Annotated in this window: 14 protein-coding genes; 7 read left to right on the top strand and 7 right to left on the bottom strand. The window is 36.5% G+C overall.

Annotated elements, in window-relative coordinates; translation table 11 throughout:
* Positions 1–194: 194 nt before the first annotated feature.
* The 3 genes from astE to seqA all read right to left on the bottom strand — a co-directional run bounded on the left by astE (position 195) and on the right by seqA (position 3,832).
* Entirely contained in the window at positions 195–1,298 is a 1,104-nt protein-coding gene (astE, locus tag A3Q34_RS16100) for a succinylglutamate desuccinylase (RefSeq protein WP_070376281.1), read from the bottom strand.
* Between the two features lie 238 nt (positions 1,299–1,536).
* Positions 1,537–3,192, bottom strand: coding sequence for a phosphoglucomutase (alpha-D-glucose-1,6-bisphosphate-dependent) (pgm, locus tag A3Q34_RS16095; protein WP_070376280.1), 1,656 nt, complete (start codon positions 3,190–3,192; stop codon positions 1,537–1,539).
* A gap of 52 nt (positions 3,193–3,244) precedes the next feature.
* Positions 3,245–3,832, bottom strand: coding sequence for a replication initiation negative regulator SeqA (gene seqA, locus A3Q34_RS16090; protein WP_070376279.1), 588 nt, complete (start codon positions 3,830–3,832; stop codon positions 3,245–3,247).
* Positions 3,833–3,991: 159 nt separating this feature from the next.
* Here seqA and A3Q34_RS16085 point away from each other — a divergent pair, with 159 nt between their 5' ends.
* The 4 genes from A3Q34_RS16085 to fldA all read left to right on the top strand — a co-directional run bounded on the left by A3Q34_RS16085 (position 3,992) and on the right by fldA (position 5,992).
* A complete protein-coding gene (locus tag A3Q34_RS16085) occupies positions 3,992–4,759 on the top strand; it encodes an alpha/beta fold hydrolase (RefSeq protein WP_070376278.1) in 768 nt (255 codons plus the stop codon).
* Between the two features lie 168 nt (positions 4,760–4,927).
* Positions 4,928–5,149 (top strand): DUF2788 domain-containing protein, encoded by a 222-nt coding sequence (locus A3Q34_RS16080; RefSeq protein ID WP_070376277.1) that lies wholly within the window; start codon positions 4,928–4,930, stop codon positions 5,147–5,149.
* Between the two features lie 9 nt (positions 5,150–5,158).
* Positions 5,159–5,452 (top strand): LexA regulated protein, encoded by a 294-nt coding sequence (ybfE, locus tag A3Q34_RS16075; protein WP_070376276.1) that lies wholly within the window; start codon positions 5,159–5,161, stop codon positions 5,450–5,452.
* 12 nt (positions 5,453–5,464) lie between these two features.
* A complete protein-coding gene (fldA, locus tag A3Q34_RS16070; RefSeq protein ID WP_070376275.1) occupies positions 5,465–5,992 on the top strand; it encodes a flavodoxin FldA in 528 nt (175 codons plus the stop codon).
* 69 nt (positions 5,993–6,061) lie between these two features.
* Here fldA and A3Q34_RS16065 read toward each other — a convergent pair whose 3' ends face one another.
* Positions 6,062–6,529, bottom strand: a complete 468-nt coding sequence (locus A3Q34_RS16065; RefSeq protein WP_070376274.1) for a DUF4442 domain-containing protein — start codon at positions 6,527–6,529, stop codon at positions 6,062–6,064.
* A 187-nt stretch (positions 6,530–6,716) separates the two neighbouring features.
* Between A3Q34_RS16065 and fur the strand changes: the two genes are divergently transcribed.
* The 3 genes from fur (at position 6,717) to A3Q34_RS16050 (ending at position 12,168) form a co-directional block, all read left to right on the top strand.
* Positions 6,717–7,160: a ferric iron uptake transcriptional regulator gene (gene fur, locus A3Q34_RS16060; protein WP_070376273.1), complete on the top strand. Its 444-nt coding sequence runs from the start codon at positions 6,717–6,719 to the stop codon at positions 7,158–7,160.
* A 941-nt stretch (positions 7,161–8,101) separates the two neighbouring features.
* Positions 8,102–9,196, top strand: coding sequence for a hypothetical protein (locus A3Q34_RS16055; RefSeq protein WP_157471012.1), 1,095 nt, complete (start codon positions 8,102–8,104; stop codon positions 9,194–9,196).
* A gap of 1,127 nt (positions 9,197–10,323) precedes the next feature.
* Positions 10,324–12,168, top strand: coding sequence for a winged helix-turn-helix domain-containing protein (locus A3Q34_RS16050; RefSeq protein ID WP_070376271.1), 1,845 nt, complete (start codon positions 10,324–10,326; stop codon positions 12,166–12,168).
* A 62-nt stretch (positions 12,169–12,230) separates the two neighbouring features.
* Here A3Q34_RS16050 and A3Q34_RS20955 read toward each other — a convergent pair whose 3' ends face one another.
* From A3Q34_RS20955 to A3Q34_RS16040, 3 genes are all read right to left on the bottom strand, one after another.
* Positions 12,231–13,046, bottom strand: coding sequence for a carbohydrate-binding protein (locus A3Q34_RS20955; protein WP_231907371.1), 816 nt, complete (start codon positions 13,044–13,046; stop codon positions 12,231–12,233).
* Complete coding sequence (locus A3Q34_RS20950; RefSeq protein ID WP_231907370.1) at positions 13,019–13,891, bottom strand: formylglycine-generating enzyme family protein; 873 nt, start codon at positions 13,889–13,891, stop codon at positions 13,019–13,021. Before A3Q34_RS20950 ends, A3Q34_RS20955 begins: the two co-directional genes overlap by 28 nt.
* A gap of 743 nt (positions 13,892–14,634) precedes the next feature.
* A complete protein-coding gene (locus A3Q34_RS16040) occupies positions 14,635–16,056 on the bottom strand; it encodes a Fic family protein (protein WP_070376270.1) in 1,422 nt (473 codons plus the stop codon).
* Positions 16,057–16,613 lie beyond the last annotated feature (557 nt).

Below are 16,613 nucleotides of genomic sequence, written 5' to 3'. Positions count from 1 at the left end.
GCTATACCCATTATTCTTAATGTAAGTGTACTTAGTTTTAGTACTTTTTGGGTTTTGCGCAATGAGCTGCTGTAAATAATCGAACGTACTTTACCTTTACGTAAACTGAAACACAAGTTGTGTGAGCTAAGTAAAGTTTTGGGCATACGGCAATATCATCAATATGCCCATAAAAGTTTACATAAGCATGACCATTATTCGATAGATGTAGGAATAACGGTTAATAATGCTCGCTGCCCAATAGCAACATTAGCATTAGGGAAGATAATTGCTTCCCCGACTTTATCTGTTTTGATCTCTTTACCATCATCTATTGCGAGTACGGTACCTTTTGGAAAGTCAGTAAAGTTTTCAACGTTATCAGAAAAATTTAAAGCAAAGTTTTCACCCTGGCGATTAATGGTTTGGTAGATCTCATAAATACTAAAATCATTTTCATCATAGTCTTTTAGCAACAAGTTTTGTCCTGAAATCAAACGCGTTAGTGTTTCTTTAACTTGAACGAATTTAGCCATGTCATTTTCACCAAAGGGCATTACTTTGCCTAATTCCACAGTAAAAGCGTCTGCATTAAATTCATTTGATGAAAAGTAACTAAAGGTCGTAGTGGGTGAATGCGAAAGTAAAATAGTACTTACCCCACACGCATGCATAAATTGTAGTTGAGATTTTTTCCAAGCTTTACCATGTCGAAAAGGATAAACCGCAAATTTATCGTTTTTTGAGCCTCTAATGGCAGTATGTAAATCGTAATGACAACGCTCTCTCTCTTTATTACTGGATAAGCTTTGACCTTGCTGAAAAAAATCTCGCACGGTATTTTCAAGTAATAAAGCACGGTGGCGTTCTTTATTAATTAAACCCGCCCCCTGTCCCTGATCAGCAGAATGGCCACCAGAGAATAAACGATTCATATTTTCTTCAATAAAACGTTCAGAAATATTAATAGAAGCTGGGTTGCCAAAAATAAACAGTACACGCTCGGTACAAGCAAGCTCCCCTAAAATAAGCTTTTTAATGAGCTCAGCACAAATTTCAATTGGCGCGGTTTCATTACCGTGCACGGCACTAGAGAGCACAATGTCTTTATTAGATGTTTGCAGTTCAACGGGTTCAAAAGTAATAAGACCGGTATCGAGTACGGTGACGTTTGTTTGGCTATTACTTGCTTGATGTTTAACTTGAAAGGAAAAACGTCCTGCTAGTGACCACTCATTCGCACGAGTTAAGGCGAGAAAGTCACCCGTAGATTGTAACGCTTGCTGTTGTTCTTGTAAGACTACTTGTAATTTATTCAAACCACATTCACTAAGGCAATAAAAATTGCTTATATTGTACAAAGAAATGGAGGTTATTGCTTGGTTTGATCAGAATAAAAGTTAAAATGACGATAATGAAGAGTGACGAAAAGACACTGACGTTTAGCAGTACGAGCATATAATATGGGTTAATGATCTAGTCACTACCCCATATTATTATGTTATTTCAATTTATAGCAGAGTAAAAATTACTGATACCTTTATCTTAACTATCGACCTATAAACCGGCTTTAGTAAAAGCAGCACTTACCAGTACCTGTGCTTCGGTAATAATAAGGGCTAAGTGTTTTTGATCGATAAAACTCTCGGCATAAATTTTATAAATGTCTTCGGTCCCTGAAGGACGAGCAGCAAACCAACCATTGTCAGTCGTAACTTTCACACCACCAATAGCGGCATTGTTACCAGGTGCGTGTGATAAAACTTGGTTAATTTTTTCACCGGCGAGCATCTTAGTCGTAATGTCGTTAGCGCTTAATGAAGTTAGCACTTGTTTTTGTTCAAAACTTGCAACGGCTTCAACACGTCCATAACAAGGCTCACCTAATTTTTCAGCAAGCTCTTGGTATAATTGATAGGGGTCTTTACCGGTAACAGCAAGAATTTCTGCTGCTAATAACGCCATAATAAAACCGTCTTTATCTGTTGTCCAGCAACTACCATCACGAGATAAAAAAGCAGCACCCGCACTCTCTTCACCACCAAACGCATATGAAGCATCACTGAGGCCATCGACAAACCATTTAAAACCTACCGGCACTTCTGATAAAGGACGGTCAATATACTTTGCAACACGGTCTATAAGTGAACTAGACACTAACGTTTTCCCAATTTTACTGGTTTTAGGCCAATCGCGATGGGTCATCAAATAATATATAGCAACGGCTAAGTAATGATTAGGGTTCATTAACCCGCCCGTGCGAGTGACAATACCGTGGCGATCAAAATCGGGGTCATTGCCAACAGCAATATCAAACTTGTCTTTTAAAGCAATGAGTCCAGCCATAGCATAGGGAGATGAGCAATCCATACGAATTTTGCCATCTTTATCAAGCGGCATAAAAGCAAAACTGGCATCAACAACGGGGTTGACAACTTCAAGATTTAACTGATATTTCTTTGCGATAACGGGCCAATAATGAATCCCTGAACCACCAAGTGGATCAACACCAATTTTAACACCGGCTTTCGCAATAGCTTTCATATCAACCACTTGTTCAAGTTCGTTAACATAAAAAGTAATAAAGTCTTCTTTTGATAATAAAGCGGACGAACAAGCTTGCTGGTAGCTAACTTGTTTGACATTAATAAGCTTTTCGGCAATTAAATCATTGGCTCGTTGTTCAATTTTTTTAGTCACACCACCTTCAGCAGGCCCGCCATGAGGTGGATTATATTTAATGCCGCCATCTGTTGGTGGATTGTGAGAAGGGGTAATAATTAAACCATCGGCTTGCTTATCTTTATTTATCGATAATTTATTATGAGCAATAATGAGCCTAGAAATAACTGGGGTTGGTGTAAAACCATCATCATCTTGAATAACGACCGGGATGTTATTAGCAATTAACACCGACAGCGCATTCGCAAAAGCGGGCTCTGAAAGGGCATGGGTATCTTTACCTAAAAACAATGGCCCTTTCAATCCTTGTTCAATGCGATGTTCGGCAACTGCTTGGCAAATAGCCAGAATATGTTGCTCATTAAAGCTGGTTTTACTGGCATTACCGCGATGACCTGAGGTACCAAAAGTTACCCTTTGCGCGGTAATAGCAACGTCTGGCCTTAATAAAAAATAATCACTGACTAATTTACCAATATTGATACGGTCTTGTGGTCTAACTGGTTTTCCTGCGTGTGCATGAATAGTCATGATATTCCCTTTATTTTTTATTTAAATGTTATCGTCGACAACTTTATAGCGCTTATAAAAGATCTCTAATATTTTCGGCATCTTCGTCAGTGTAACCTAACATTAGCGATGCTTTCGTTAACATCATCTTTTTACGGGTAGTGTTCGAGTTTGTCATTACCCAAAATGGACTATCAGGTATTTGTAATGGTTTGGTACTGCTACCACTGGCGGAAAGCTCATCTTTACTTTTGGCAAAATATAGACGGTCTCGCCCGCGGATCTCAGAGACAACGGCAAAACTTTCACTGTGCACGCGATATAAAGCGGCAAGAATAAGTAAAAATCGACCAACTGCACCACGTTGCATGGCTAACTCTTCTTTATTGATATAATTGAGTACATTATCAATGCTAGGTGGTTCTGCCATTACTTCTTCAACTATCACGGCTTCCATTTCGATATTTTCTTCAACGCCATGCACTAAGTTGTCAGTGGTGACTTCAACATCTTGAACACTTTCGACAAGATCATCAAGCGCATTTTCAGCTAACGTTAAACTCAATAAGCGACGCAAGATTGACGAAGCACTTTCGCCAATAAATTGGGTATTCGACACTATGTGTTGATAAAGTTCTTCATCTATTTCAATGTTTTTCATTAATTACCCTAGAATTTTATTATTCGCGCAGGATTATACTTAGCTTAAGGAAAACTTTCCAGCGCCAATATCTCGATAAAGCCTCAAAATAATTGCATGGTGCAATAAAAGCTAAGACAATAAAGGTTAAAGCAAGTATATACATTCGATGAGCTATCAATGACTAAAAATTTACATTATCAACAACAAGGCTCCGGCGCCGATATTATTTTAATACATGGCTTATTCGGTAGTTTAGAAAATCTAAATATGGTGGCAAAAGGTTTAAAAGATAATTACCGAGTAACTAATATCGATGTGAGAAATCACGGTTTATCTTTTCACAAAGATTCAATGAGCTATCAAGAATTAGCCCAAGACGTTGTCGATCTAATGGCAATGATTAATATTGAACGTGCCCATATCCTTGGACACTCGATGGGCGGTAAAATAGCCATGCAGCTTGCACTAGACCATAGTGAAAAAGTGGATAAACTTATTGTTGCTGATATTGCCCCTGTTGCCTATCCACCTCACCACAATCTAATTATTGAAGGTTTACAAAGTATTAAGCTTGAAGACATTAATAATAGAAAAGATGCAGACAAGCAATTATCTGCATTTGTTGATGACATAGGCGTTAGGCAGTTTTTATTGCGTAATTTAGTGGCCAAGGATGGAAAATTCAATTTCAAATGCAATTTAGATAATATTCAGCAATGTTATCAACAAATAATGGCAGCAAATCAAGGTAAACAAGATTTTAAAGGTGAAACCCTTTTTATCAAAGGTGGTAACTCTGATTATATAACCGTAGCGCATCGTGATATTATCCAAGCATTATTTCCAAATAGTCGAGCCAAAATAATACAAGGCACGGGGCATTGGTTACATGCAGAGAAAACGACAGTATTTAACAAAATTGTTAATGACTATTTAAGCCTTTAATATCGACTTATAAACGCTTTAAAACGAATAAATCGAATGACCTTTTTAGGTTTGCTACAATCAATTGATTGAACAAATAGCGTCAAATTGCCTTGTCATTTGTGGTAAAAATTATGTGTTTAAGCGTTAGGTTATGCTATAGTGCGCCTGAAATTTTTAGGGTGAATTATGTTAGCTGAAAACTTAGAACTTATTGAAACTATTGGTTTGAATTTATTTTTTGCTTTTATCTTTATTTTCATTGGCTTATCAGTCCATGATGTAATGACAAAAAATGATGTTCCCAAAATGGGCCGTATGGTCGTTTATTTGGTTCTATTTTTAGGTTGTGCTGGCTTTATTGCCAAAGGCATTATTCAACTGGTTTGGGAAAGCCAAGGGGTTGGGTAAGAGTTAACAATGGCAAAAGAAGCAAGTGATTTAACCACTATTGATTTGTTTAGTGATGAAAAGCGTCCCGGGCGCCCAAAAACAAATCCTCATTCGCGTAGCGTGCAAGTAAAAATAAACAAGCGCAATCAAGTTAAACGCGATAAAAACAATGGCTTAAAACGAGTTGAGTTTAAAATACATCAAGACTTGTTTGAGCAACTCGACGACTTAGCTAAAGTTAAAGGTGTTAGTCGCGGAGAACTTATTGAGTCGATATTGAAAAATTCAATGACGGCACCAGCATTAAATATTAGTAAATAAGGGTTTTATACCATGGCAATTGTAGGTTTATTTTTCGGTAGTGATACAGGCAATACTGAAGCTGTCAGCAAAACTATTCAAAAAAAGTTAGGCAAAAAATTAGTTGAAGTAAAAGACATCGCAAAAAGTACAAAAGAAGAAATAGCTGAATTTGATTTAATCATTTTAGGTATTCCAACTTGGTATTATGGCGAAAACCAATGTGATTGGGACGATTTCTTACCTGAGCTTGAAGAAGTCGACTTTACCGATAAGTTAGTCGCTATTTTTGGTTTAGGTGATCAAGAAGATTATTCTGAATACTTCTGTGACGCAATGGAACCTTTAAAAGATATTGCCGAGTCAAGAGGCGCAATTATTGTTGGTAACTGGTCAACTGAAGGTTATGAATTTGAAGCGTCTAAAGCCTTAGTTGATGAAAAGACGTTTATTGGTTTATGTATTGACGAAGACCGTCAGCCAGAATTAACCGAAGCGAGAATTGACAAGTGGGTTACTCAAATATTTGAAGAAATGTGTTTAGCAGAACTTGCAGACTAATTTATTTCTTATAACCCACTAATAATAAGCCTGTATCGACAGGCTTTTTTTTGTCTTATTTTTACCTAATTAGGTCAATAAAGTCGCTTTATTCTTCTGACGTATATATAAACGCCTATTTAATTTAGCCACTAGCTCACCATCAATATTTTTGACATAAACATTCACCGTGGGTTGATATTTTTCACCATGACGGGTTTTTTCAATAATCTCATTAATAAAATCATCACTGACGTAAAAATCAGCTGTTACTTCGCCTTTCCCTGGTCTGATAAAATCAATGTCAGCTGATTTATCCCAGACATAATATTGATTATCTAAACGCGCTAAAATCATTAACACATAAAAAGGGTCGGTCATCGAGAATAGCGAGCCTCCAAAATGTGTGCCTAAAGCATTTTTATTCCATGCTCGCATTTTTAAACGCACCTTGGCTTGTCTAAAATCACTAGATAGCTCTGTAACTTTGATACCCGTAAATAAAAATGGCGGCCAAATATTTAGCAGTAACTTTAATAACCACGCTTTTCTTAACATCTAAATCTCCTTTGATCCTATAATCACTCGCTCATACAACTCATCGTACCAGTAAAGCTATTGGTGTTTATACAAATTTCGAAAATCAAAGCCAATGAATTTACTATTCATTTCAACTAAGGCTTCCCTCAAGCAGAAGAACCCCCTATAATTTTGTTTAAATTACCGAATTAGAGAATTAAAGTTAATGGCAGACCAAAATGAAGAGCTAAAAAGAGCTGGATTAAAAATCACCCTGCCGCGAATCAAAATTCTCACTATTTTGCAAAATCCGAATAATCAGCATATTAGTGCGGAAGATGTTTACAAAATATTATTAGTGCAGAATGAAGAGATTGGCTTGGCTACCGTTTACCGGGTACTTAATCAATTTGACGATGCGGGCATTGTTAGTCGTCATCATTTTGAAGGCGGTAAATCAGTTTTCGAATTAAGTCATAAAAAACATCACGACCATCTTGTTTGCTTAAAATGTGGCAAAGTAGTTGAGTTTGAAGATAACGTCATTGAACAACGCCAAGAAGATATTGCTAAATCACATAAAATAAAGCTAACAAACCATAGTTTATATTTATATGGTGAGTGTGAAGATGAAGAAGCTTGTGATTCATACCGAACATCTAATAGCTAAGTTGTAGTATGAATTTCGCTTGATAAAACCTGCTTTTAGCAGGTTTTTTCTTTACTGAACAACAATATAATTTCGACAATTATCAAGATAAATTGGGTGTGTAAATAATCTTTTTCTAGACAAAAAAAAAGCGACATAAAAGTCGCTTTTTTTCGTTGCTAAATATAATGCTGCAAATCCATTTGCTAATTTTTAAATTTCCTAAATCATACGGAAATTATTTTTGGGTAATATCACTTTACTCAAACTTTATTACTATCCTTAATTAACATCCATTTCAGTACTAACTGTTCATTTAATTCCTTTAAATGACTCCGTATAAGCAGAGGTATTATCTCTGTGTTAAGTATCCCTTCTCAGCTAGTTTCATCCATAAATTTTTATTCATTATAAACGTAGTAAATTAAGTTAACTTCAGCACTTGTTGTTGCATCCATTCATGTAAATCCATTTACCTTCCATTCCGTTGGAAATGTTAGTGTCCTTGCGGGTAAATCCTTTATCAACTGAATATTAACTTATACCACTTTCCATTTCGTACTTCCTATACGTGTTCAACAAATAGTATTTATCCCTTAAACTTATTTGTAGTGTTATCCGTAACTTGTGTCGTCCTGACAAGATAAATATTAGCATTCATGTGCTTTGTCGCTAGCAAGGTAAACGAAAGAAAATTAACGTTACTTTCTCTATTTAACGAATAATTAAAATTTATTAATATTAAACAAATAGTTACGAAGTGTTTTTTTTTACACTTACAAATTATTGTATGATCACTGACGTCATTGTGCGAAATGGCTTACACCAGAGGTGTGACTTTGTCGGGAGGTATCAAGATGATAAGTGGTGGAATATGAAAATATCACTGAAAGTTAAAAGAAAATTGGTTACTCTTGCCAAAGTTTTCAGATCAAACAATATTTTTAGGAGTTTATGTGCTTTTGTTGAAGTCACTATTTTGTTTAACCGGTTCAGATAATCGTCGTCGATTCATCGCTATTCATATAAGTTGTTACTTGTTGTTTACCCTTACTAGCGCCATTTTTTCTTTTAACAACTTATTATCTTTTATGGCCTTGTCTATTTTTGCAGGTATTTTTACTCTTTCAACAAAGCGTCGTCTAAATGATGCCAACCTCAAGATAAGCTGGTTGCTGCCACCTACAGCCAGCTTTTTACTTGCTGGGTTAATTATCATCATCAGTGATAACACCATAAGCTACTGGTTACTTTTACTCCCTTTAGCTATTTCTACCTTCTTAATGACCTACAAAAGCCAAAAAATTAATCATATTCTTGGTTACGCTGGCCATGTCGATTTAACGGGCTATATAAAAAAAGGAAGTTCTCAACCTCAAAAACGTATAGAACCGACATTTAATCAGCACGAAGTAAAAGATTCATTGGCAAGCTCCTATCAAGATACCCCTGATACATTGGCTCAACATGACAACAAAGCTAAAGACTCGCCTGTTTCCCCTGCTAATGATATCGGTGAAGCGATCAGGCTGAAGCTAGTTAACAATAAACAGAAGGTATTAGCGTTAACAGTACTGATATTAATCATCATAATGGCAATAATTCTGCCATCGAGTATTACCTCAGTTGATGATGACGTTATAGCAGCAAACACTAATGAAACAACAGCCATAGAGCAATCAAAATTATCCCTGAGACACGAAGTTACACTGCCTGATAACTTTTCTTTATTGGCATCATCTTTTGATGGTATTACTATAAAATGGCAGGGTGACAAATCTATTAGTGGTTTTTTATGGCAACAAATGACTGCACAAGGTGATAAAAGCTGTCAGGTTATCTCTTATGATAGTGGTGAAGTGATTAGAACATTGGACGTTAATCAAGAAAATAATGGTGACTATTTAGCGCGGTTTTCACCACTAGATACTAGAGTGATAATCAAGAATATTGCCATTAGAAGCAGCTTTACCTTATGTGGTTATACCTTTTCTCTAAACGGTAGCCAAGCCATTTTAGGTAAGCATCCATATTATTCAACATTCCTTGATAATTAAACCCCTATATTTTAAGCAAAAAAATACGGCTCTAAGAGCCGTATTTCCTGAACTAGCTTATATGCATCCTGCATATTATATGTGTCCCGCTTCATCCATAAAGAACTGTCCGTAGTGTTTCCTAATAATCCTTTGCTTTCCATTCATCTTCCGTGATTGCAACTCGTCCTGAGTCACATCAATAGTGATATATCATCCTTGGGCTTGTTCCGTCAGCCGTTATTCCTTTAACCTAAATCCATTTAGTTCATTCGATGACTCCTGTCATCTGGCTTGTTCCGTGAGCTGTTATTCCTTTAACCTAAATCCGTTTAGTTCATTTGATGACTCCTGTCATCTGGCTTGTTCCATTAGCCGTTATTCCTTTAACCTAAATCCGTTTAGTTCCTTCGATGACTCCTGTCATCTGGCTTGTTCCATTAGCCGTTATTCCTTTAACCTAAATCCGTTTAATTCCTTCGATGACTCCTGTCATCCAGCCTATTCCTTCAAGCGTCCTTTTAAGAGTACCCTACTCTATCGGTCTTCCTGACCTGTATCTTCCTGATGTGGTAAATATTACGTTAATTAAGATTTATTCGTACCCATAATAACATTTTATATTTAACAATATAAAATGTAACAAACATGTAAGCAAATAAAAACGAACATAATCAACAACTAAAAAGATAACATGCTTTATTTTTACATATACTTACTCAATATCTTACATTAACGTAGGATATGTCTTACAAATATTTAATCAAAAATGCAATAGTCTGCAATAATTGTGTTGTTCGTCACAAATAATGAGAAATGCGTCACACGATGAGGAAATTTAACATTCAAGTTACACCTGAGAAAAATTTTGTAACTCCTCAACGATCCAACAAGGTCAGCAAAGATACGATATAATCCCTTACTTATCTAGTGACAAGTGATCTGACAAACCGGACATCAACAGCACTTCCTATTGTTTACAATGCTCCGAAGATATCTAACAAAAGAATTCGTTGAAAATATACAGATTATGTTACAGAAGAAACAACTAAATAATTAGGCATTACAACAAACTTCTACTCTTTATCGGCTAATACGTTAAGATATGAGCGAAGCAAATAACCAGACGAGCTATTCTAATAAAAACAATGCGTTATAGATTTAATGATTTTGAATTTGATAGTACAAGTTTAGTACTTAAAAAAAATGGTCAGACATTGGCTATTCGACACAATGAAGCCAAAGTACTAAAACTGCTGATTGAGCATTCGGATAATGTTTTTAGTAAAGAAGATATTTTATCTCACGTTTGGCAAGATAAAGTGGTGTCGGAACAAGCTGTTTTTCAAAACATTAGTCACCTAAGAAGTCTTTTCGGTAATCAAGCCATTAAAACCTTTTCAAAACGAGGTTATCAATGGCAGCTTAAAGTTGATTCTATTCACCCTGATACTGAAAAGACACAAAGCGTTTTAAGTTCAAGTATATCCCATCAACAAACAAGTGCTTTAGCCAAGCCGAAAAGTAAAAATCATCGGCTAGTCATAGCCTTAGCGAGTTTAATTCTCTTTATCATTGCGGCGATTAATTTATTACCTGTATCTCCTCATAAAGAGAAAAACGCTGTTATTAATATGGCCTATATCCCGATAAGTGATCAACAAGGTGCCAAGGTTGTTAGGCTTGATGATAATGAGCACTTTGATTTTAGCGAATTATCTCAGTTAAACACGGCAAATTTTCAGGCTTCAGTGGAATTGGAATATCCTCTGTTAGCCGATGAGCACCCCTTAATTTTAACTGGCTCTATTCGTCGCTATAACCAACAAACTTATCTTGATTTTATATTAAAAGGTCCGTTTTCTGATTGGCAAGGTCAAATTTCAGGCCTAGACCAACAAACGGTTTTAAAGCAGCTGTTACAACATTTACAACAGCCCGTTATTTATAATCTACTGAATAAAGTGCAAGCTCCAGAGCTTAAACAAGCAAACTTATCTATTGCTCATCAACAAGCGCCAAATGACCTTATTATCCTTGGCCAATTAACCGAGACTTACATAAGGCTAGGAGAGCTAGATAAAGCGATGGTGATGGCTAATAAATTAGAAAACACTGCGGCTTTACAAAACAACGCACAATATGTCGGCAATGCTTTACTCTTTCAAAGTCAAATTTTAACTCGTAAAGAGCTGTTTTATTTAAGCGCCCGTAAGCTAGACAGTGCTATTGAGCAGTTTAAAAAAATCAATGATTTAACTCGGCAAGCAGACGCCTGGTTTGCACAGTCTTGGATAGATCATAATCAGGCTAATTATCAAGCGATTAAGGCAAGTCTGCTTAAATCTGCACAGTTGGCTTTTGATGTTCAAGATAAGCAGCGAGAGTTAAGTGCTTTAACTTACTTGTCTGTACTGGCCTATAAGAATCAGCAAGAAGATGATAAGTACCTTTATTTAAGACAAGCAGAAAATAAGATGAAGGCTTACCAATTACCGAGTTATCACTTTGCTATAGTGCCTTATCATTACTCTATTTTCGCTAAAAGCCCTCAGGACAAAGCACCTCATTTTAAACAAGTATTAGAACTTGCCAAGTTGACGCCTGACTTTTGGGCCGCACAAAACAGCCGACAACAATTGATGAAATACTATATAAGTCAAAACCGTCTGACAGAAGCTCAAGCGCTTATTAGTAATATCACTAAGGATAACGCACAGAACTCTTACTTGAGAACCTTATTAGCGCAAGCACAACAAAATGATGATGCCTTTGTCAGTCATGCACAACGTACCTTTGAACAAGCAGAGCTGGCCGGTGATATTAATCTTAGTTTGGATATGGCTTTACTTATGTGTAGCACAAAAAGCACCCAAGTTAATTATGATTTTTATTTTCAATACATTGATAAAAAATCAACAGCCTATTGGCGACGTAATAATGAAGAAAAGCTGTTAGCACTGAACCTACAGCATCACGCGACAGTTGATTAACTTAAACAGTAATAAAGGCAGCGATATCGCTGCCTTTTACTTTGTATTTTTACTTACCGAAACTAGCCCTGTTTTAGGTTAATCCAATTTAGCTTCCAGTTGTTATCAAGTGATTGTAAGGTTAGTTTGTGTTTACCTTTTTCAAGGTAAACTTTGGCGCCTGTTTGTGTTTGCCATTCATTGTAACCACCAGTATTCGTTATTTTTTCTACGGTTAACTCTTTACCATTGACCAATATCATAAAACCCTTAGTGTCTCGAGGGGCAGCCACACGGTAGCTAAGGTTATAATGGCCTGATTGTGTTACTTCAAGTTGATAGTCCATTATCGCTTTATCACCAATACCTCCAGACCCCGTCAAATTAAACTTACCATCAATATCAGAGGTTCTTCCTACGCTAGAATCAGTAAGTTCAGCCGCGGCTTCCGCTTCCACTCTTCCGGGTGCATACACCCACGAGGCTTGAGTTTTTACTGTATTGCTGTAGTCGCTTTGTTGGTGATGCCTAACCGCTACCACGGTATATTCATATTGATGACTATCGATATTGGCATCTTTAAATGTCGTTTCGATTATATTCGACGCTAATAATTTAAAGGTACTGCCAGTGGCCGCATTTCTATAGATGCGATAGCTCTCAATGTCAGTTTGCGGGCTCTTGTCCCAGTTTAAAATAACGAGATCATCTTCTTGATTTAATGTTAAGTTTGTTACTGTATCTGGATAAGGCAACATAGCATTACGTCTCAATTTTTCGCTTCGTTGAGCTGTTGTTAGCTCTTTAATAAATTTTTTAGTGTTGTTCGATTTAGTCGGTGTTGCACCATCAAGTGCAATTCGAAACCCTTCTACTGCCCCAACAAAGTCTTCACCCATGCCCCCCTCTGGCTAACCGAGAAAGTGTTCCAATGCCAGCTGCCACCTCGCGCTACCCGGAATTCACAAACGTCATCTATCCATGCCTGACCATCATTTTTTGCATCTTTATAATTATCTTTATAACAATCGGCAATAAACTCAACCACATTACTAACCATATCGTGCAAACCAAAAGGGTTAGGTTTATACGTACCAACGATACTTGCATAAGCCGAGTGATCAACGCAGCTTGATTTGCCATTAAAAAAATTCACATAGCTGGTTCCACTATCTCGTTGCAAAATATTTTCACCGGTTAAGTCGGCGGTATTTTCATATTCACAAACTAAGGTTTGTTCGGGATCGTCACCAAAGTAATATTTACTGCTTGTACCTGCCCTAGCGGCATATTCCCACTCAGCTTCGCTCGGTAAACGATAAGGACGCCCGGTTTCTTTTGCTAGCCATTGGGTATAAGCATTAGCTGCTTGCCAGCCAATACAGTTTACCGGTTGAAAATCACTAGTATTGAGCGAATTGTTTTCCCATGTGCCATCGGTTTTACCGTAATTAAACCAACCATTGAGTTGATGTGTGCATTGAGAAGGCATTTTATAGCCAGTCTCTTCGACAAAATGACGAAACTCTTTTACGGTAACTTCATATTTCCCTAAGCTAAATTCACTTAAGGTTACGGTATGGATAGGTTGGGCATCTTCTTCATTGATATCACCCATCTGAAAGCTACCAGCAGGAATGGTAACCATAATAGGTTCAATTAACTCACTGCTATTCTCGTTTGCATAAAGTGCAGAACTACTTACTGATAAAAATAGCGGGACTATTAGTTTGTTTAGTTTCATTTAGCTTTCCTTTTTAATGAGAGCGTAATAATGAAAACATCAGCAAATAAAATCTTATTAAAAATCTAATTATGGGTAAAAATAGAAAAAAAATAGATTATGTATGCTTGCATAAGTACCTAAGCCACAAATTATAGGGTGTTATTTTCCTATCAAAATAACGCTTTGTTTTGGGGAAGGGACATTTTGTTAAACACAGCATCTGAGAATGTGCTAATACAATTTATAAACAATATTATATTGCGTCCCTAGTGACCTTAAATCCTATGTCGCTATGCTCCAAAAAATGTGACAGACCAAAGAATTACTTTGAACATGATCAGAATTTACAAAAAAAATAATGGTTGCTATAGGCTCTGAAATGTCGTTAGTAACTCAAAAGCTAATGTCCGAAATTGGCTATCACTCGACCTAAAGAATAATCAGCAGCTATCGTCAGCAAAGATACGATAAGACCTTAGCTTTGGCTTATCTAGCGACATTTGAACCGATGAAAATCAGCCCTGCGTTAGATAATAGAATTGTTCTAAATATCATCAGGAATCTATAAAGTCAAAAATTATAATTTGATTAGAAAATACCAAAGCGGACATTAGATTAATATAATTTTAGGTATTAAATTTTTGTGATTCTATGGCGCAAAGGGGCACAAAGCGCCTTATTAATAAACTACAGAAATAACTCTAAAAGTATGGCCGAATTTACTTGACCACTACAGTATGAAGTGGTCAAGTAAAATTGTTTTAGTTAGCGCTTTTCCACTCAATAAATATTCTTTCTGTGATACCTAACCCAATAATTGAGCCTTCATGAAGTTGTGCAAGGTCACTGAGTGTCATACTGATAAACTTATCTTCTGATGGAATATTATTATCTATACAGTATTGCTCAAGATATCGAGTAGCCGTAGCCTCATCAAGTTTTTGGCGAATAATATGGCCCATCGCAATTTTTCTATCGGCTCGATATTGTATTCGGTAAGTATCTATTTCACCCAATGACTCAGTTACAACATCATACTGCTCACATGAGCGTAAATATGCCCATTCAAAAAGCTCAAGCGCAGGCTCAACCTGGTTTGTCTCGTAGAAATACAACAAAGACTTAAAGTAGTCTTCTTGGGGGACATCAATAAAACTCAGAGGACACAAATTATGCTGAATAAATGGAATATTACACGACAGTCGAGCAGTGCGTTTATTTACGTCTTCAAAGGCTTGTAAGTACGAAAGGTGTATCAATAAAAAAAAGCTCTTTTCAAATGGATCTTCAATTTTATCCGCTTTACGTAGGATAAGTGATAAGTATTCTTCTAATTGGTGAGGGTTGCTCATAGGCGTATAGGCTGACTGGCTAATACCCACTTCTATTTCTCTAATCTTCCCACAAGCCTTTGGGTTTGCTAGCAAATCTTGTGATAACAATGAGTGAATATTTCTGATTGTAAATGGGATAAGTACAATTTCTTCTGCATTTTCAATTAAGAATTCTATCGCTTCCTTGTGATTCATTATCATCACAGTTTCTTTGTGAACTTTACCTTCAGCAGTTAAACCTTGCTCTATCAGCTTTTGCGTATCGAGTTTTGAATACGTGTTTCCTTCTAATCGACTAGAGTTATAGGATAAGTCAATCAGTAATCTCTGACTGATTTTTTTAGCGTATGTACCTGCGGCAAACTGTTCATTAAACCGCTTGCCAGCTTCATACAATCGAACTCTCATTGTCTCAGGCACATACTGAGTTTGATTAGGAATATAGTTATCGACTAACGCAAATTGGTAACTCGATCTTTTTCGAGCATAAGAAGGTGTATTTAAATAACCCAATAAGGACATCGCATCACTCGAAAAGATAGGGTTTTTGTCCTTATCTTCGCTTTTTGTCCTTACATTTTCCCCACAAGTGTCCTCAATCTGTTCCTTAGGGACACTTTTAAGTTCATTTATTTCCTTATCGACATAGTACTTAGTATGGCTTTTCTTCCCACCAGATAACAGCAACCCTTCTTCAACCATAGACCATATACGTCTTTGCAAGGTTTTCTTGTTAATAGAGAGAGGAAGTGTTTTCTCTATTTCGCCTAGACTCATAGGCTCACCTATTTCAGTAATATGGGCTAAAATTGATGATTTTTCTTGTTCAAGAAGTGCTTTTTTACTCATAACTTAAGGACAAAATTAATAAAACTGTCCTTATGGTACGCCTGTAAAGGACAAAAATCAAATCTTTAAGGACAAAGTCAGCGTTCTAAAGGACAAAAAGAATGATTTAAAGGACATTTTCATACATATTTTGTCCTTATAAGATAAAAAAAGACAAGTTAAGGACAATTTTATTAATTTTGTCCTTAAGAAGAATAAACAACTTAAAATATAGGGGGGAATAATCCGCTAAGTCTTAGTTTAATCACTAGGAGGATTTCTAATAGGATGACTACGTGGAATATATAAATTGGGATTCTGCACCGCAGGATGATATTTCTGATAATCCTCACTCATCTTCTTGACTGCAATATGCGTATAGCCTTGCGTAGTGACCACGCTAGCATGACCCAGTATCTTTTGAGTCGTTAATAAGTCAGTGCCATTACCAAGTAACGTTGTGGCTGTGATTTGAAAGTTCTGACTGAGCGGAATTCGCTCTAACCTGACATTAAGCTTTTCATTTTGTTACGTCAACTTTGAGCTTAAACCAGCCCCACAAACAAGCAGTCAGTTTT

The sequence above is a fragment of the Colwellia sp. PAMC 20917 genome (assembly GCF_001767295.1).
Lineage (GTDB): Bacteria > Pseudomonadota > Gammaproteobacteria > Enterobacterales > Alteromonadaceae > Colwellia_A.
The sequence above is the reverse complement of the archived record's forward strand: the minus strand, read 5'-3'. Positions and strand labels throughout refer to the sequence as shown.